We start from the raw sequence: 16821 nt of genomic DNA, 5'->3' as shown, positions 1-16821 counted from the left end.
CGGAGACTGCGTAACCATGTCAAGAAGATCATCGGTAAGCCGTGTGCGGGAGAACCGCACGCACGGATTGAAAGGGGACAGAGGAAACGGGCTCTCACGAGCACCGCGCCTCTAACTACCAATGGAATCGACTTATCAGACGGCCGAAGAACTCCTAGCCGCGTTGCGTGCCGGTGAAGTCACCTCGGTGGAGCTGACCGATGAGGCGATCGCCCGGATCGAGCGGGATGACGAGGCGATCAATGCGATCTGTGTGCCGGACTTCGACCGGGCTCGGGATGCCGCACGGCGGGCCGATCAGGCGCGGGCCCGCGGCGAGGATCGGGCTCTGCTCGGTATTCCGGTGACGGTCAAGGAGTCCTACAACGTTGCCGGGCTGGCCACGACCTGGGGTATGCCGCAGTATCGGGACTTTATGCCGGCCGAGGACGCGGTGCAGGTGTCGCGGATCAAGGATGCCGGGGCGGTGGTGCTCGGTAAGACCAATGTGCCGCTGGGGCTGCAAGATATACAGAGCTTCAACGAGATCTACGGCACCACCAACAATCCGTGGGATCACGCTCGTACGGCGGGCGGGTCCTCCGGGGGGTCGGCGGCGGCGCTGGCGTGCGGGTTCGGTGCGTTGTCCATCGGTTCTGACATCGCCGGTTCGCTGCGGACGCCCGCGCATTTCTGCGGGGTCTACTCGCACAAGCCGACGCTCGGGCTGGTGGCCAACCGCGGCATGGTGCCGCCGGCGGTGCCGGCGTTGCCGTCCGAGCTCGATCTCGCCGTCGTCGGTCCGATGGCGCGTAGCGCCCGGGACCTCACGCTCCTGCTCGACGTCATGGCCGGGCCGGACCCGCTGACGCTGGGCGTCGCCTACGACCTGAGGCTGCCTGCCGCGCGCCATGAGCGGCTCGGCGACTTCCGGGTCCTGGTCCTCGACGAGCATCCGCTGATCGCGACCGGGGCTGCTGTGCGGCAGGGCGTGGACCGGGTGGCCGCCGCGCTGGTCGACGGCGGCGCCCGCGTCGAACGGCACAGTACGCTGCTGCCCGACCTGGCCGAGGCCGCGAGGCTCTACACGCAGTTGCTGCTCTCGGGCACCCGCGCGCGTTTCCCCATCGACGCGCTGGAGGAACTGCGGGCGCGCGCCGCCGCACTGCCCGCGGACGATCAGAGCCTGAGTGCTGCGCGGTTGCGCGCGGTGGTGTTCAGCCACAGCGACTGGATGGAGGCGAACAGCGGTCGCGAACTGCACCGGCACGGCTGGCGGCAGCTGTTCGCCGAGTTCGACGCCGTGGTGTGCCCGATCACGCCGACGGCTGCGTTCGCGCACGACCACATCCCCAATCTGTTGGAGCGGCACATCGACGTCGACGGCGCCGAGTACCCGTACCTCGACCAGCTCGTCTGGGCCGGTCTGGCCACCATGCCCGGCCTGCCCGCCACCGCCATTCCCACGGGCCGGTCCCCCGAGGGCCTGCCGGTGGGGGTGCAGCTCATCGGGCCGATGTTCGAGGACCGCACCCCGCTGCGGCTGGCTGAACTGCTCGAGGAGGTGATCGGCGGCTTCCAGGCGCCTCCGAAGTAGGTGGGGCGCGGCGGTCCCGACCTGATGGCAGGGGCGTTAGAACCCTGTCAATCAATCGGTCAATCGGTCTCGGGCAGGGTCCGCGGCAGCCCGAAGTGCGCCATGAGGTTGGTGCTGAAGCTGGTGACCGCGGTGATGCGGTCGCCGGCGGTGGTGATGACCAGGAAGCAGTAGGCGTGGTGGACGCTGGTGTGGGGGTCCGCCAGGTACAGGCCGAAGGCGGGCTGGCCGTTGGCGCGGGTGGCGACCACGCGGTAGGTACGGCCCGGGCGGAAAGCGGCGGTGGCCAGGATCCGGTGCGCTGATTCGATGCCGCGGTACTCCAGCATGGCCGGGGGCATGGACAGCCGCACGTCGGTGACGAACAGGTCGATCAGCGCGTCCAGGTCGGCGCGTTCCAGGGCGTCGGTGAATCGGGCGACGAGCCGGTGTTCGGCGGCGCTGTCGGGGCGGCGTGCGGGTCTGCGGCTGCCAAGCCCGGCGCTGCGGCCGTCGGTCCCGTTGCCGCTACCACCGCTACTGCTGCCGTCACTGCCGTCACTGCTGTCGCTGGCCCCGCTATCGCCGGACTCGGACTCGGACTCGCCGAGGTGGCTGTCAACCGTCGCGCGGGCACGTTTGAGAGCGCTGCTCACAGCCTCCTGCGTCGTATCGAGCATCTGCGCGACCTCGGCGGCGTGATAGCCCAGGACGTCACGCAGCACGAGCGCGGCGCGCTGCCGCGGAGGCAGCAGTTGCAGCGCGGTGATGAACGCCAGCGAGATCGCCTCGGTGCTCTCGTAGCGCGCCTCGGGCCCCGGCCGCTGATCGACGAGGTGGTCGAGCAGGACATCGGGATAGGGCTCCAGCCAGGGCGGGGCGTCGCCGACGCCGGTAGCCGCGGCCACGGCGGCCTCCGGTAGCGGCGCGGCGATGCGGGGACGTCGGCTGTCGGCGCGCAACATGCTCAGACACCGGTTGGTCGCGATCTGATACAGCCAGGTCCGCAGCGAGGACCGCTGGCCGAACTCGCCCAAGCTACGCCAGGCCGACACAAGCGTCTCCTGAAGTGCGTCCTCGGCGTCCTGCAACGACCCCAGGATGCGGTAGCAGTGCACCTGCAACTCGTGGGAATGGCCCTGGACCAGGTCGCGGAACGCGTTGTGGTCGCCGGCCCGAGCCCGGGCGATCAGCTCCGAAGTATCGGCCGCCGCACCTGCTCCCCTTGCGCTCATCCCCGCCGTGTCCGTCTCTATCGGCATGCATCCTCGCCCTTCTTCTCCACGATGAGCCCGTCGATGAACCCAACGATGCAGACGCCGCCGGCCCGAGGAATTGGGCGGTCGGCGCGCGCCCAATTCCTCGCGCGCCCGGCGTCCACCCGGTTAGAGGCGCTTCCAGACCGGGACGCGCCCCCTGGACACAGAACAGGACCACACCTCATGACCAAGTACGTCTTCTCCTTCCGCGTCCCCGCCGACTACGCGCCGAACGCCGACACCCCGGCGGAGTGGAAGGCCTGGTTCGGCGCCCTGGGCCCGGCCCTGGTGGACGTCGGCAACGCGGTCACCGACTACGCCCGCCTCGGCGAGGTCGGCGGCGCCGGCTTCCGGATGGTCGCCTACTCGGTGGTGGCCGCCGACGACATGGACACCGCGCTGGCGCTGGCCAAGGGCTGCCCGGTGCTGCGGGTCGGCGGCGGCGTCGAGATCGGGCCCGTGATGGAAACCGCCGGGTCGTGAGCGACGCGATGACCGCATCGACGACACCACCAGCACCGCCGCCGGGGCAAGGCTCGTTCCTGGCCACCGGACGCGGCCGGCTCACGCTGGCGCTGCTGTGCGCGGTGACGTTCCTGGACGTCATGGACGGCGCGATTGTCAACGTCGCCCTACAGCCGGAGTCCCGGGGCATTGTCTACCGCTGTCCCGGGACTCCGTTGTCCGCAGCCGCGATCCGTTCCAGAACCGCTTCCAGAACGGCCGTGTAACCGGCCCGCTTGTCGGGGCGGGCGTGGCCGGCGGCCCGGCGCAGGGCGGGGACCGCCGGGGTGCCGATCCTGACGAGCCCGGATGCGGCCTCGGCGCGGACGGTCGGGTGCGGATGTTCGAGCAGGGCGACCATCGCCGGGATCGCCGGTTCCCAGCCGGCGTAGCTGAGCGTGCGGATCGCCATGCGGAGCACGTCCGGTTGCGGGTCGGTCAGCAGGATCGACGTGTGCCGCAGGTAGGCGTCACGGTCCAGGAGGCGGCGCGCGGTGCGGTGTGCTTGGAGCCGGACCTTGGGCTTGGGGTGGGTCAGCAGCTCGGCCAACAGCTCTTGCAAGACGTGCGGGTCTTCCGGGGCAGGGCCCTGACTGGTTTTGTCGACAATCGGCATCTCGCCGAGACGCAGGAGCGCCCGACGGATCTGATCTGGCTGCCCGGACCTGGCAAGGTCGATCAGTTCTGCACGGGAAGTCCCATGCGACGCTTTCGGGACCTGCGCGTGGTCACGCAGGACTGTCAGTGCCGCGACGTCCTGCTGCTTGGCATCCAGGCCACGCAGCGGACCGTCGGTGAGGAGGATGCTGTCGGCAAGCGCTTCCTCTCCTTCGGACCGGAGCCGTTCACAGAGCTCGGTCAAAAGCGGCGTACGGAGCAATGGGCGCCCGGACAGCAGCTCCACGAAGCCCCACTCACGTGCCTCCAGACGGCTGCTGAGAACCTCCGCAAGAAGATCCCCGTCGGCGCGCCGCAGGAAGTGCCGCACCTGTTGACGGACGACCGGCGGACCCTGCTGCCACCAGTCCAACAGCAGCGGGACCAGGACTTCCGTGTCCTCCGGACGCAACTCCCCGGCCGCGATCAGTACCCTGTCGGGCCGGATGCCGTCGGCCCGCAGTTCCGCCTCGCTGAGCGTACGCACAGCGCTGGCCAGGACGACATCGGCACCCAGGTCGATCTCGCCACGCAGATACGGCCGCAGCAAGGCGAACCTGATGTCGGGCTCAGGCCACGTCCACAGGATCCGGGCCGCGCTATCGCGGCGCTCGCGGTCCGGGGCGGCCAGCATCGCCAGCAGCCGCTCCCGCAGCGCGGCCGAGCGCGGCTGGTCGAGATCGTCGGCGCGCGCAATCCGCGGTGCCGGAACCGGAATCGGAATCGGTACGCGGGCGAGTTCGGCGACCGTCCAGGACGGCACGTCCAGGGGCTGGATCGCGAGCATCCAGTCGAGAAGGTCGGCACGGACCTGCACGCCGGCGGATGCGAAGACGTCGATGAGCGCGTCCAGACGGTCCTGGAGGGCAGGCACCGCATCCGTGCGGCCACGGAACGCTTCCAGCGTGGCCCGTGTGCGGACGGCAGCGACCAGATCGACACGCCAGGAGGCGGCCCAGGAGTCGGCGATGGCACGCGCCGGGCCCTCTGATGTGCGCTGCGATGCGCTCTGCGATGTGGTCGCGGTGAAGGCCTCGCGCAACACGGCGGCCTCGGCGCGCGCCGGATCGGGGCGGAGCCTGGCCGCGGCGAGGGCCTGGCCGATGTCGGCGGGGAGCAGTACGGCGTCGCAGGCGCGAAGCAGCGTCACAGTGGACTCAGCCGCTGTAGCCGGGGCAGCCGAAGCTGTGGCAGCAGAAGTGGCTGGCTTCAGCGCCCGCACCACATCGACGACCGCCAGTTTCTCGACAGCGGGCAGCCGCGGGGCGACGGCGGTCAACACGGCGATGAACCAGCCTCCGTCACTGCTGTCATCGCTGTCACGGATGTCATGAAGGTCACCGGGGTCGGCCTGCGTTAGTCCGTCACGCAGGACCGGCGCGCAGCGGGCGAAGCACGCCAGGTCTTCGTCAGACCATGGCGCCGGGAACAGGCGCGGCAGCCGAGCCCTGACCGCGGGTTCGCGATCAGCCAGCCGTAACCAGTCGGTCAGCATCGGACGGAGTCTTCGCAGCCACGGGCTGCTGGGCGGGACCGGTGCCTCGGCTATCCGGAGTGCGATCGCCGGATCCCAGACCGCGGCCAGCAGCGCCCTGACAGCCCGGTCAGCATCGGCGCTCGGCTGCGGACGCTCCCGGGCCGGCTGCTCGATGGCGTGCCTGGCGAACGCCGACGTGAGCGTGTCGATCGGGCCCGATGCCAACTGGCCCGATGCCAAAGAGACCTCGCCCGCCGCCACCAGGACCAGCAGTGTCGGCGCGACCGGGGAGCCTTGCTCTTCCAGGGCCAGCACCGAGGACACCGACAGTTCGCCGTCGAGCCCGCCGAGCAGCAGTCGCCTGGTCCGGTCGTCGCGATCGCCCACGGTTGCGACCTCGGCCACGGCATCGGCTGCGGCTTCGGTCGCTGCCTCGTTTTCGGCGGCCGCGAGGAGCGTCGCTGCGTAGGCGGTGCCGAGTATCGCGTGCAGAGCGTCCATGAGTGAGCTGCGGAAGCCCGGGTTGTCGTGGTGCCCGAGCCAGAACAAGCACTTCGGCACCGCCTCGGGCGTGCCCGCCAGCACCAGGGCCTCGGCGGCCGTCTTCTTGATGTTCATGGTCGGGTGGTCCAGGCAGGCGGCGATGGCTGCGGCGGCCCAGCGTGCCTCGGCCTGGCCCAGGGCCAGCAAAGCTTGCCGGACCGTCGGCGCGTCCTCGGCGGACGTCAGCTTGATCAGGGTCGCCGACAGCGCCTGCACGTCGTTCCCGATGCCGTCGCCGATGAGGAGTCTGATGGCGTGCTTGCGGACGTGCTGATCGGGGCTGCGCAGCAGGCGGGGTATCCGCGGGCGGGTCTGGGGGCTGGGCACCCGGACCAGGAGTTCCAGCAGGATCGCCTGTTCGGCAGCTGAGATTCCCGGCCGGTCCAACAGGTCCAGTGCCATAGACGCGACGAGGGCGTTACCGGCGGCCTGCGGCGTCGGAGCGTCGAGCAGACACGACGGCCTGATCTTCTTGCGGGCGTGAAGCCGGCGGCCCATGTCCCGGACGGCGTCCACGACCTCTTGGGGAACCACCGGTTCGCCGGTCTGGGGTTCGCTGTCGAGACGCCAGCCGGTGGCGCCGGGTTCCCGCGCCGCCGTCGACGACCACCCCGCCGCCGATGCCGCCAACTCAGCGACGATCCGCATCAGGATGTCAGTGATGACCGGCACCGTGCCGACGCCGCCGCTGGCCGCGAGCCGGCACAGGCCCGCGACGGGCTTGTCCGGGTCCAGATGCGATCTGAGCAGCACCAGTTCACGCTCGTCCGGGCCGCCGAGGTCGGCGGCGATGCGTGGCGGCAGGTCGGCGGGGTCGAGGCGGTCGAGCAGGGCGTGGCGCTGGCCGAGGTCGCGGGTCAGGTGCCACAGGATCTCCAGGGCCTGGTTCCGGTGCGGGCGCAGGTGGGGCGCGATGCCGGCCGGGCCGTCGGACTCGCCCCCGCCGCCCTCGCTGCCCGCACCCGCGTCCTCGGCCGAGGCGAGTTCGAACCCGGATCCGGATCCGAGTCCAAGGCCTGCCCGCAGCACTGCGACAGTCCGGCGCGCGCCGATGGCTTCCAGGGTGCGCAGCGCGGCGGCCGGTGCCGTGGGCAGCGCAGCGATCACTGTGTCTTCGGCGTCGACGTAGCGCAGGGTTCGGATCGCGGCGAGGAAGGGTTCGGGTTGTGGGGCATGCGGGAGGATCCGCGTGATCGCCTCCCCGACAGGGACCTCCCCGCGTGCCTGGCCGTCGAGGGCGATCAGTAGGCCCAGGCGCCGGGGCCAGGTCGGGTCGTCCGCCGGGGCGGCTGTGAGCTGTTGGAACGCCGCGTGCCGGTTGGTGAACAGGATCGTTGCAGTGTCCTGCGCTGCGGTGGTGTGGTCGGCCAGTGCGATGCCGAGCAGCGCCGGGACGTCTGGTTCGTCGAGGAAGTGACCACGGCGGTGCAGACCGCGCAGGCAGTCCAGCACCGGGGTGCCGAACAGCAGCGGGTCCTGTGCGGCGAGCGTGATCAGATTGCTGATGTCTGTGCGGGCCGCCAGGTCGCCGAGCATCTGCATGGCTCGGCGTCGAAGGGAGGACGGCAGGGCGGGATCCTCGACGACGTTCCAGAGCGTGTCCTGGTGCCCGTGACGAGCCGCGGCGGCTAGGGCGGCGTCAGACACAAGGTGACCGGGCACGACGAGGCGACCGGATAGGAGGTGACGGGACAACAGGCCAGCCGGTAGCGGCTCCAGCGCGGCCCACGGTTCGGCGAGCAGATCGAGGGCGGAGACGACGACGTTGTCGTCGCCGGACTCCAGCAGACCGACTACCTGCTTGCGGACCAGCGCGGGGGACAGACACGCCGCGTACAGACCCTCCCGGGCCAGCCGCAGCGCCTCGCGTTGCAACACCGGGTCAGGACTGTCGGACAGCTCAGCCACCAGGTGGTCGGGGCGGCGCGCGCTGGTGATGGGTATCTGGCGCAGGGTCTGGTAGAGCAGTTCTGCGCGGGGCTCGGTGCGGAGGACGGCGGGTTCGTTGAGGACTTCGGCGCGCAGCCAGGCAATGCGGACTCGCATGGGGAGTTCGGCTGTGCGCCGCCGCCAGTCGGGCCAGCGTGATTCCGCGTGGCGGTAACGCCATAGGCGTTCGTAGAGCTCGGCCAGCAGGAGCGCCGACTCGGGCCGCTCGGGCCACTCCTGCCGCCCTTGCACGGACGACGGCAGCGCCGCGGCCAGTTCGGCGAGTTCGGTCTCGCTCGGGGCGGGTTCCGCCAGGAGCCGGTCGCGCATCTGGGCCAGCTCCGCGTACGTCGTCACCCGCGTGATGCTAGCCAGGAGGCTCTTCGCTTCTCCAGCGGCTTTCTACCGTACGCTCGGGGCATGACCGCGCAGCGCGGAGCCTTGCCGTACGTGTACCGCATCACCAAGTACAACCCGGCCGACCGTGACGAACACGGCCACTATGCCGGTACCGAGGACTCGGTCAGCGATCACGGGGCCGTCGAAGCCGCATACCTTCAGGCGGTGGCGGCGCTCGCGGCGTCGACCGGGATCGACCGCCTGGCGATCCGCGAGCCGGGCCTGGCGCCGGGCTTTACCCACTTCGGGCTGGAGCCGACGATTGAAGGCCATGGGCTGACCGGACTGTTCCCGCCGGACTTGGCGGGTTTCCACGACGGCGCCGAAGTGTCGGTCGAAACCGGCGTGAAGCTGGTGCGGGCCATGCTGCGGGACAACGGGGCGTTCTGTTCGCTGGAGGTCGAGGACAGGTTCTTCGTGCACATCGGCTGGGACCAGTACATGTACGTCGGGAGCGCCGAGCCCTGCGACGATGCCGTGGCCCGCACCCGCGACCTCGGGCTGTTCCCGGAGCGGCTGACCGCCTCACCGTATGAGGACGCCTACGACGCCGACGACGCTTACAACGAGCCGGGCGTGCAGCGGCCCGCCGATGCTGACTTCTGGGCCCGGCTGCGCACGTCGGTGGCCTACGGCGAGGCCGCGATCCTGGAGGAGAGCCACCTGCAGAACGTCTCCCGGTGGCACCGCCTCACTAACGGCAACCTCGACGCCGTGCGCACCCGACTCGCGCCCCGCGCGCGACTGACCGTCTGGCCCGACCTGTCCACAGACGTCGCCGCAGCCCTGGCCGCACTCCCGCAGGAGGGGATCGTCGAAATCGTCTGGGAGGACGGCGACGGCCGCATCGCCAGCACCATCGCCGACGACACCCAGTTCGAGGCGCTGACGGCCGCCCGGCTCACCGAGGCGCGCGCGATCGCCGTACTCCCCATCACCGAAGACGACCGCCAGCCGCTGTTCACCGCCGTCCTACCGGACACCGACGGCGTGCTGCGCGCACGGTGGCGCACCACCCCGACCACGAGCGACCACACCTGGGCCTTCCTGAAGACCCTGCGACGCGGCCAAAGGGTCACCGGCACTGTCGTCGAGATCGCGGCGTTCGGCATATTCGTCGACATCGGCGGCTTCACCGCGATGATCAACATCCCCGAGCTGTCCCGGCCCCCGATCAGCCACCCATCCGAGGTCGTCCAGCTCGGGCAGCAGATCACGGCCCAGATCCTGGACGTCGACATGGCGCGGGAGCGCGTGCCCCTGTCACTGACAGCGCTCGGGGCACCGGGGACGCAGCAAGACGATCCGCAGGGCGCATGGACGACCTGACGCTCGCACATCATCTCGCCGACCAGGCCGACGTCACCGCCCTACGAAGCATCGCGGCCGGAGGCATCCGCGCGCAGATCAAGCCCGACGGAAGCCCGGTCACCGCGGTCGACCGGCAGATCGAGGACGTCCTGCGCGCGAGCCTGCGCCGACAGCGCCCCGACGACGCGTTCCTCGGCGAAGAGCACGGGGCTCACGGCGTCGGCCACCGGCGGTGGATCGTCGATGCCATCGACGGCACCGCGAGCTTCCTGGCCGGCCGACCCGAGTGGGGGACCCTGATCGCCTTACAGGAACACGGCACCGTCACCACCGGCTTGGTCTCAGCACCCGCCTTGGGCCGACGCTGGTGGGCGGTACCGGGTTCGGGCGCCTGGACCTGCCCGCCACCGATCTCTGCGCAACCGCCACGGTGCAAGGTCACGGTGGCACCGCCCACCGACCTGCGCGACGCGACCATCGGGATCTGGCCGCCGCCGTCCAGACTGCCCGAGGCCGCCCGCACCGTCGCCGCGAGACTCGCCGCCCACGCCAAGGCCACCCGACCGGCACTGAACTGGATGAGCGCTGAACCGGCGGCCGTGCCGATCCCCAAACCGTCCACGGGATCTGGAACCTGCCACGGCGGGCTGCTGGTCGCCACCGGACAGCTCGACGCTTTCCTGCTGCTGGGCGCGGGCCTGTGGGACATCGCCGCGCTGATTCCCATCGTCCGCGAAGCCGGTGGCGCCTACACCGACTTCAGCAACATCAGCGACATCAGCGACAGTCGGCAATCCGACGCACAAGCAGCCTTGTTCTCCACCACACGGCTTCACCAGCAGATCCTTGACATCACATCCTAGACAACACGCCAGACCTGCGGCGCGCGCCAGAATATCCGCTGACATCCCACGGCCTTGGAGAACAGATGCCGGAACCGGATTTCCCCCCGACGCGGGCCGCTGGGCGCGGGCGCGGTTGGTACCGGGGCGACTGCCACGTGCACTCGGTGTACTCCGACGGGGAGCTCACGCCGGAGCAGCTCGCAGCCGGGGCCCGGGCGGCGGGGCTGGATTTCCTCGCGACCACCGAGCACAACGCCTCCGAGGCGCACGGCGCCTGGGGGCGGCATGCCGGTGACGATCTGTTGGTGATCCTCGGCGAGGAGGTCACCACTCGCACCGGGCACTGGCTCGCGCTCGGCATAGGCGCCGGGCAGGTCGTCGGCTGGGACTACGGTGTACGCGAGGAGACTCTCCAGCGCCATCTGGACGAGGTCCACAGCGCCGGCGGCCTGTGCGTCGCAGCCCATCCGCACGCGCCCTACGCCTCCGGCACGTTCATGTACCCGTACCAGGGACTCGACGCGGTGGAGGTGTGGAACGGCCCCTGGAGCTCGGACGTGCCCTGGCAGGCCGACAACGAGACCGCCCTGGCCGAATGGGGCCGTGCGCTGGCCGCGGACATCCACGGTGGGCGGTGGCGCCCGGCAGTCGGCAACAGCGACACCCACCTCGACGGCCAGATCGGCGTCGCGCACACCGTCGTGCTCGCCGAGGAACTCAGCACCGACGCGATCCTCACCGGCATCCGGGCCGGCCGTAGCTGGATCGCCGAATCGGCCGCCGTCGAGCTGTCCCTGACAGTCTCAGCCGGCAGTCACAGCGCCGGGATCGGCGAGCGGTTGGCGACCGGCGGTGAACCGGCCGTGGCGCGGGCGGACGTGCGGGGCGTGCCCTCCGGCATCGTCAGCTTCCACACGGTGCAAGGCAAGGTGCACCGCGCACCGCTGCCCGACACCGGCGAAGGCACGGTGCAGTGGCACACCGATGCCGAGGAATCGGCGTTCATCCGCGTCGAGGTACGCCACCCCGAAGGGCACATGGCGGCGCTCAGCAACCCGATCATCCTGACCTGAATACGGAGTACGCACGGGGTCGAGCGGCACCGCAGCCCCGCACCGAACAATAGGATGCAGTCATTCTTCTGACCACGCCGATTCGGCCGGCTGCGGGGGCCGACGCGCGACCAGCCGAACTGAAGTACGGAGCCTGATGACGTTCCCGCACTCCATAGCCGCCGCAGCCTCCGCCGTTCTGGGATCGCCACCGCCGGGCGCAGGCGCAGGCGTGGGCACGAGCATGAACCTGGCGCTGAGCGCGAGCCCGGCCGGGCACCTGCAGATGCGCGGCGTCCTGTACTCCGCGGGCTTCGCCCTCGTCTTCACCTTCGCCGGCACCCCGGCCGCCATCAAGATCCTGACGCGCCTGGGCGTCGGACAGCAGGTGCGGACCGACGGGGTCCAGGCGCACCTGGCCAAGCGGGGAATACCGACGATGGGCGGCATCGTCATCGTGCTGGCCACCCTGCTCGCCTACATCGCCACCAAGCTCGTCACCGGGCAGGGTCCGTCGGCCTCGGCGGTGCTGGTCCTGCTGCTGATGACGGCGATGGGCGTGGTCGGCGGAGTCGACGACCTGCTCAAAGTGTTCCGGGGACGCTCGCTCGGGCTGCGGGCGCGCGCGAAGTTCGTGGGGCAGTGGGCGGCGGCGATCGTCTTCGCGGTGGCGGCGCTGCACTTCCCGAACAGCCACGGCTACCACCCCGCCTCCGCGCACATCTCGTTCTACCGAGACACCGCACTGAGCATCGGACCCATCCTGTTCGTGCTGTGGGCCGGCTTCCTCATCGCCGGCGCCTCCAACGGCGTCAACCTCACCGACGGCGCCGACGGGCTCGCCGCCGGAGCCTGCACCATGGTGTTCGGCGCCTACGTCTTCATCGGCGTCTGGCAACACGGCCAATCCTGCGCCGCCGTCGGGCCGGCCGGACCCCCGGCCGGCTGCTACCAGGTCCGCGACCCGCTCGACCTGGCCATCGTCGCCGCCGCGATCATGGGATCCTGCTTCGCGTTCCTGTGGTGGAACACCGCCCCGGTCCAGATCTTCCTCGGCGACGTCGGCTCGCTCGCCCTCGGCGGAGCCCTCGCCGGCCTGGCCATCTGCACCCGCACCGAACTGCTGCTGGCCCTCATCGGCGGGCTGTTCGTCATGAACACCGTCTCAGTCGTCCTGCAAGTGGCGTCCTTCCGCTACCGAGGCGGCAAACGCATCTTCAAAATCGCGCCGCTACACCACCACTTCGAAGTCATCGGCTGGTCCGAAACCACCGTCGTCGTACGGTTCTGGATCCTGTGCGGCCTGTTCGTCATCGCCGGAATCACCGTCTTCTACGCCGGGTGGAGCACAGTCCAGTAATGTGCGAAAGGCCTCATAGACCCGCAGGGAACGTGTAGCTCTGGAACGGAACAACAGACCCGACATCAAGCTGGATGACGTCGTGCGCGTTCAGCGCAATAGTGCGCGGGTCGCCGGACACCGTCTTGCCGTTCACGAACGCCGTGAGCTGTCCATGCGCGGGCCCCACCTCGCTGGTGGTCAGCGGCTGGCCCCACATGTCGAAGAACTCACCGAGCGTGAACCCGACCTGGATCGGCGCCTCCATGTGGATGATCCCGGACTGGTCGTGCGTGTGCAGCCAGTAGATCGCCTTGCCGCCCTCGGCGAACGGATTGCCGTCGGCATCGGTCGTCATCTGGTACGGCCGCTCGATACCGATCCCGTACGGCAGCTGCTTCTGCTGGCCGTTCACGTAGATCTGAAGATGCGCGTGGATGTGGAACGCCAGCTGCTCCATCGCCCCGCTCTGGATACCGTCGACCGGTGCGCCGGTCAGCTGCCCGGCCGGGGCGAGCGTCGCCGACGCGGCGGGCGGGGACGCCGCCTTCGCTGTGCCCGAGCCCGACGGCCAGAACGCGACCGACAGCGCCACGGCACCCACCACGAACGTCGACACGCTGCTGACGATCATGACGCGGCGGTTCCGCTCGCGACGGCGCTGCTCAGCCCGGAACCGTTCGGCCTTCAGGCGCGCGTTCTCGGCTCGACGGGATGCGGGTGGTCTCTTGTTCGCCATGCGTACCAGCAGACGATGCGGATTTTTGATCTGCAAACGGGAACCCGCCCGCTGTACAAACCGTAGACAATTCTGACGGCGTGAACGCATGAGGAGGCAATTCGATGGGCCGACTGGAGAAGCAGCTGGACCCGCAGGGCGGACCGGAGGCGCGGCTGGCCGTCGACCTACGCGAACTCCGGCGCCTCGCCGGCGCGCCGACGTACCGGGAGATGAGCAAGGCCGCCGGCTACTCGCCGTCGGCGCTGTCCGCCGCGGCGAGCGGAGCCGGGCTGCCGTCGGTCGGCGTGCTCACCGGGTACGTGCGGGCGTGCGGTGGTGACGTCGAGGCGTGGTGCCGGCGCCGGGCCGAGGTCGCGCTGGTGGTCACTGCGCCAGTGATTGCGGTCACAGAACCAGCCGCGGCAGCAGAAGTATCGGAGCCGGTAGCCACGGCACGTGTTCGGCGCCGCAAGCTGTCCTTCGGCCGACGTGCCGGCGGGTTGTTGGCGGCGGCGATCGTGGGCTCGCTGGCGACGGTCATGCCGATGGCGATCTGGGGCGCACCGTCCTGCATGACGTCCGATCACGGCCAGCCGGTTCCAGCGGCGAACTGCCATCAGCTCTCGGCGCACTGAGAGCACGTCGTCTCGGGTAGAGCGTGGGCACTACTCCCCCACGCTCCAACGCGACTTGCCTTGGTTTTCGTAGGAGAGTGCCGCCGAAGGCGGCTCCTTAGAGGTTGTGTGAACGGGGACGGGACTATCTAGTTGTGAAGAGGTTTGGGGCCCGTTATCTGAAGCATATTCGCGGAGAGAGCGCATACAGCTACCGCATGGCGCCGATAACCGTTCCACCCACGCCAGCCAGCAGAATTCCCGCGATCGCGGTCCTAGCAGCCTTGGTTCCTGGCGCCGGAACCTTGAAGACCCAGATACCGGCTCCGGCATTCACCAGCAGACTCAGTTGAGCGATCGTGAAGCCGACCCCGGTGCCGACCCGGCTGACCAGCCCGAGGAGCGCCACGCTGCCGATGCCGAACAGGAGACCGGAGCCGAGCAGCACGCCCAGAGGACGCGGCGTCAGGACCACCAGCCCACCCTCACGCGCGGCAAGGGCGGCCGCCGCGACGAACATGCCGATAGCCAGCGGGAAGTTGCCGAGTTGGGACGGCACGTGTGCCCACTGCGCAGGGATGAAGTACCCACCCCACAGCAGGCCGGCCGCGACGGCGTAGGTCAGTCCGATCCGGTGGGTCGGCGACTGTGCGGCAGCGGTACTGGCGCTGGTACTGGTTGTGGTTGTGGTGTCGGCCGGTGCCGCGACAGTGGTCGCCGTGGCGGCGGTGACAGGACCACCAGCACCACCGGTAGCACCACCAGCGGGGCCGAGCGTGGGCCCGGGTGCAGCGCGACGATCACCATCGGCCGTCGCAGGACCGCTCTCACTCGACCCGCTCTCACTAGACCCCTGCGAGCCGATGATGAGGAACACGCCCGACAGCACCAGCACGAGGCAGCCACCCAAAGCTACGTACTTCCCCGCGCTGAATCCCTTGAGCTCACTGAACAGCAGCGCCCCGAACACGAACGCGACGACGATGTTCAGCGGCGTCCACGTACCCGCCGCCCGCGCCAGCCCGATCCGCTCGGTGGCCCGGAAAGCGCAGAAACTGCCCAGCGCCCACACCACTCCCCCGGCCAGCGGCAGCCAGAACTCCTTCCAGCCCAGACTGACCTGGCCCGCGCTGCCCCCGACGATCAGTGCGATCGTCGCGAAGACGAGATTGCCGGCGGTGACGTAGAACGTCCTCGTGGACTGTTTCGCTCCCGGCACCGCCTGCGCCACCGGGATCCATGAACCCCACGACACCACGATGGCGAGTGAGAGAAGCAGAGTGGTCATGCTTGTGGCTCGGTGACCGACTCGCCGATCAACTCAGCGATCAGCTCTATGACACGCCGCAGGCCGTCGATCTGGATGTCGCCGGGGACGCCCTTCAGTGCCGCGACCGTCGCCCCGGCCGCCCGGCCCGCCGCGACGCCGGGCTCGGCGTCCTCCACGACGAGGCAGTGCTCGGGCACGACGCCGAGCAGCTCGGCCGCGCGCAGGTAGCCCGCCGGGTCCGGCTTACCCGCCTCGATGTCGTCGGTGGTGATGAGGATTCCAGGGCTGATGCCGGCCGCGGCCAGCCGCAGCTTGGCCAGGCGCTGATCCGCGCTGGTGACGACGGCCCAGGGCAGGGCGCGCTCGTCCAGGAAGGCGATCAGCTCGTGGGCGCCGTCGATGGCGACGACGTCGGCCAGGTCGTCGTACTGCAACGCCAACTGCCGGGCCGCGGCCTCGGTGATCGCCGCGGGGTCGGCGTCGGTCAGGATCTTGGCGATGGTGGCGTCCGCCGGGTGGCCGGGGGCGATGGCCAGCGGCACGGCCGGGTCGACGCCGTACTGTTCGGACCAGGTGATCCAGGCGCGGTCGACGGCCGCGTCGGAGTCGACGAGCGTACCGTCCATGTCGAAGAGCACGGCCGCGATCTTCAGGGGGTGGGTGCCATGGGAGGCGGGCATGTGGCGCTCCTGTCGGGTAATATCCTCGGTGATCGAGTTTAAAAGGGAGCAGGTCGGATGACAAGAGCCCGCGACGCCCGGTGGTCCGGTGCCCTCGGGGTGCTGGACGAGGTCCGGCGCGCGCCGGGCGGCACCCGGGCCGAGGCCGCGCGCCGGCTGGGGCTGGGCAGCGGTTCGGCGACGGAGATCACCGCCCGGTTGCGGGCGCTGGACCTGCTGGAGGAGGTGCCGGCGCCGGCGGTGGGGCGGGGGCGGCCGACGACTCGGCTCCTCCCCCACCCGCGCGGGCCGCTCGTCGCGGTCGTCGAGGTGCGCTACGAGGGCTGGCGGTGCGCGGTGTCCGGCATCGACGGCCGTCCTTCGACGGTCGTCGCCGGGCCGCGCAGGCACGGTAGCGAGCCGCAGGTCGTCGGGGAGATCGCTGATGCGCTGCGGGATCTGAAGCGGCGGCATGGACGTCGGCTGCGTGCTGTGTCGGTCAGCGCGGCGGGCGTAGTGCGCGACCGGCGCCTGGTGCGGCCGACGACGCTCGGGTGGGAGCCGACCGATCTGACGGCCATCCTGCCGGAGGAGTCCACTCCCCTGGTGATCGGCAATGACGCGACGCTCGCCGGGCTGGCCGAGGCGCGGGGATGCGCCGGGACCGGGGCCGGGACCGTGCTGTAT

At 70.1% G+C, this 16821-nt stretch carries 13 protein-coding genes; 8 read left to right on the top strand and 5 right to left on the bottom strand.

Annotated elements, in window-relative coordinates:
- Positions 1 to 121: 121 nt before the first annotated feature.
- Positions 122 to 1576, top strand: coding sequence for an amidase (locus tag IZR01_RS39120; RefSeq protein WP_194894419.1), 1455 nt, complete (start codon positions 122 to 124; stop codon positions 1574 to 1576).
- Positions 1577 to 1635: 59 nt separating this feature from the next.
- On the opposite strand, the gene IZR01_RS39115 is transcribed toward IZR01_RS39120, so the two are convergent.
- The gene (locus IZR01_RS39115) at positions 1636 to 2817 is read right to left on the bottom strand and encodes an RNA polymerase subunit sigma-70 (RefSeq protein WP_228554613.1); all 1182 of its coding nucleotides are present in this window, start codon (positions 2815 to 2817) and stop codon (positions 1636 to 1638) included.
- A gap of 180 nt (positions 2818 to 2997) precedes the next feature.
- Between IZR01_RS39115 and IZR01_RS39110 the strand changes: the two genes are divergently transcribed.
- On the top strand, positions 2998 to 3297 hold the full coding sequence (locus tag IZR01_RS39110; protein ID WP_194894420.1) for a YciI family protein: 300 nt from the start codon (positions 2998 to 3000) through the stop codon (positions 3295 to 3297).
- 175 nt (positions 3298 to 3472) lie between these two features.
- Here the strand turns inward: IZR01_RS39110 and IZR01_RS53760 are convergent, their stop codons facing one another.
- A complete protein-coding gene (locus IZR01_RS53760; protein ID WP_194926795.1) occupies positions 3473 to 8281 on the bottom strand; it encodes a HEAT repeat domain-containing protein in 4809 nt (1602 codons plus the stop codon).
- A 63-nt stretch (positions 8282 to 8344) separates the two neighbouring features.
- On the opposite strand from IZR01_RS53760, the gene IZR01_RS39100 reads away from it, so the two are divergent.
- The 4 genes from IZR01_RS39100 to mraY all read left to right on the top strand — a co-directional run bounded on the left by IZR01_RS39100 (position 8345) and on the right by mraY (position 12891).
- Positions 8345 to 9652, top strand: a complete 1308-nt coding sequence (locus IZR01_RS39100) for a S1 RNA-binding domain-containing protein (RefSeq protein ID WP_194894422.1) — start codon at positions 8345 to 8347, stop codon at positions 9650 to 9652.
- On the top strand, positions 9640 to 10497 hold the full coding sequence (locus IZR01_RS39095) for an inositol monophosphatase family protein (protein WP_194894423.1): 858 nt from the start codon (positions 9640 to 9642) through the stop codon (positions 10495 to 10497). Before IZR01_RS39100 ends, IZR01_RS39095 begins: the two co-directional genes overlap by 13 nt.
- A 65-nt stretch (positions 10498 to 10562) precedes the next feature.
- Positions 10563 to 11552 (top strand): CehA/McbA family metallohydrolase, encoded by a 990-nt coding sequence (locus tag IZR01_RS39090; protein ID WP_194894424.1) that lies wholly within the window; start codon positions 10563 to 10565, stop codon positions 11550 to 11552.
- Positions 11553 to 11817: 265 nt separating this feature from the next.
- Positions 11818 to 12891, top strand: a complete 1074-nt coding sequence (gene mraY, locus IZR01_RS39085) for a phospho-N-acetylmuramoyl-pentapeptide-transferase (protein ID WP_194894432.1) — start codon at positions 11818 to 11820, stop codon at positions 12889 to 12891.
- 13 nt (positions 12892 to 12904) lie between these two features.
- Here mraY and IZR01_RS39080 read toward each other — a convergent pair whose 3' ends face one another.
- Complete coding sequence (locus tag IZR01_RS39080; RefSeq protein ID WP_194894425.1) at positions 12905 to 13609, bottom strand: hypothetical protein; 705 nt, start codon at positions 13607 to 13609, stop codon at positions 12905 to 12907.
- A gap of 104 nt (positions 13610 to 13713) precedes the next feature.
- Here IZR01_RS39080 and IZR01_RS39075 point away from each other — a divergent pair, with 104 nt between their 5' ends.
- On the top strand, positions 13714 to 14226 hold the full coding sequence (locus IZR01_RS39075) for a helix-turn-helix domain-containing protein (protein ID WP_194894426.1): 513 nt from the start codon (positions 13714 to 13716) through the stop codon (positions 14224 to 14226).
- A 190-nt stretch (positions 14227 to 14416) separates the two neighbouring features.
- Here the strand turns inward: IZR01_RS39075 and IZR01_RS39070 are convergent, their stop codons facing one another.
- Positions 14417 to 15493 (bottom strand): GRP family sugar transporter, encoded by a 1077-nt coding sequence (locus tag IZR01_RS39070; RefSeq protein WP_194926794.1) that lies wholly within the window; start codon positions 15491 to 15493, stop codon positions 14417 to 14419.
- Positions 15490 to 16155, bottom strand: a complete 666-nt coding sequence (locus tag IZR01_RS39065) for an HAD family hydrolase (protein WP_194926793.1) — start codon at positions 16153 to 16155, stop codon at positions 15490 to 15492. Before IZR01_RS39065 ends, IZR01_RS39070 begins: the two co-directional genes overlap by 4 nt.
- 57 nt (positions 16156 to 16212) lie before the next feature.
- On the opposite strand from IZR01_RS39065, the gene IZR01_RS39060 reads away from it, so the two are divergent.
- On the top strand, positions 16213 to 16821 hold a 609-nt coding region (locus IZR01_RS39060), incomplete at its 3' end, for an ROK family transcriptional regulator (protein WP_194926792.1).

The sequence above is a fragment of the Catenulispora pinisilvae genome (genome assembly GCF_015356865.1).
Classification (GTDB): Bacteria; Actinomycetota; Actinomycetes; order Streptomycetales; family Catenulisporaceae; genus Catenulispora; species Catenulispora pinisilvae.
Note: the sequence above shows the minus strand (reverse complement) of the source record. Positions and strands in the feature narration are given on the sequence as shown.

Bases quoted from the DNA above. Each gene is read 5' to 3' on its own strand.
- IZR01_RS39115 (WP_228554613.1), bottom strand. From the start codon at position 2,817: ATGCCGATAGAGACGGACACGGCGGGGATGAGCGCAAGGGGAGCAGGT.
- IZR01_RS39080 (WP_194894425.1), bottom strand. From the start codon at position 13,609: ATGGCGAACAAGAGACCACCCGCATCCCGTCGAGCCGAGAACGCGCGC.
- IZR01_RS39090 (WP_194894424.1), top strand. From the start codon at position 10,563: ATGCCGGAACCGGATTTCCCCCCGACGCGGGCCGCTGGGCGCGGGCGC.
- IZR01_RS39070 (WP_194926794.1), bottom strand. From the start codon at position 15,493: ATGACCACTCTGCTTCTCTCACTCGCCATCGTGGTGTCGTGGGGTTCA.
- IZR01_RS39075 (WP_194894426.1), top strand. From the start codon at position 13,714: ATGGGCCGACTGGAGAAGCAGCTGGACCCGCAGGGCGGACCGGAGGCG.
- IZR01_RS39120 (WP_194894419.1), top strand. From the start codon at position 122: ATGGAATCGACTTATCAGACGGCCGAAGAACTCCTAGCCGCGTTGCGT.
- IZR01_RS39110 (WP_194894420.1), top strand. From the start codon at position 2,998: ATGACCAAGTACGTCTTCTCCTTCCGCGTCCCCGCCGACTACGCGCCG.
- IZR01_RS39065 (WP_194926793.1), bottom strand. From the start codon at position 16,155: ATGCCCGCCTCCCATGGCACCCACCCCCTGAAGATCGCGGCCGTGCTC.
- mraY (WP_194894432.1), top strand. From the start codon at position 11,818: ATGCGCGGCGTCCTGTACTCCGCGGGCTTCGCCCTCGTCTTCACCTTC.
- IZR01_RS39095 (WP_194894423.1), top strand. From the start codon at position 9,640: ATGGACGACCTGACGCTCGCACATCATCTCGCCGACCAGGCCGACGTC.
- IZR01_RS39100 (WP_194894422.1), top strand. From the start codon at position 8,345: ATGACCGCGCAGCGCGGAGCCTTGCCGTACGTGTACCGCATCACCAAG.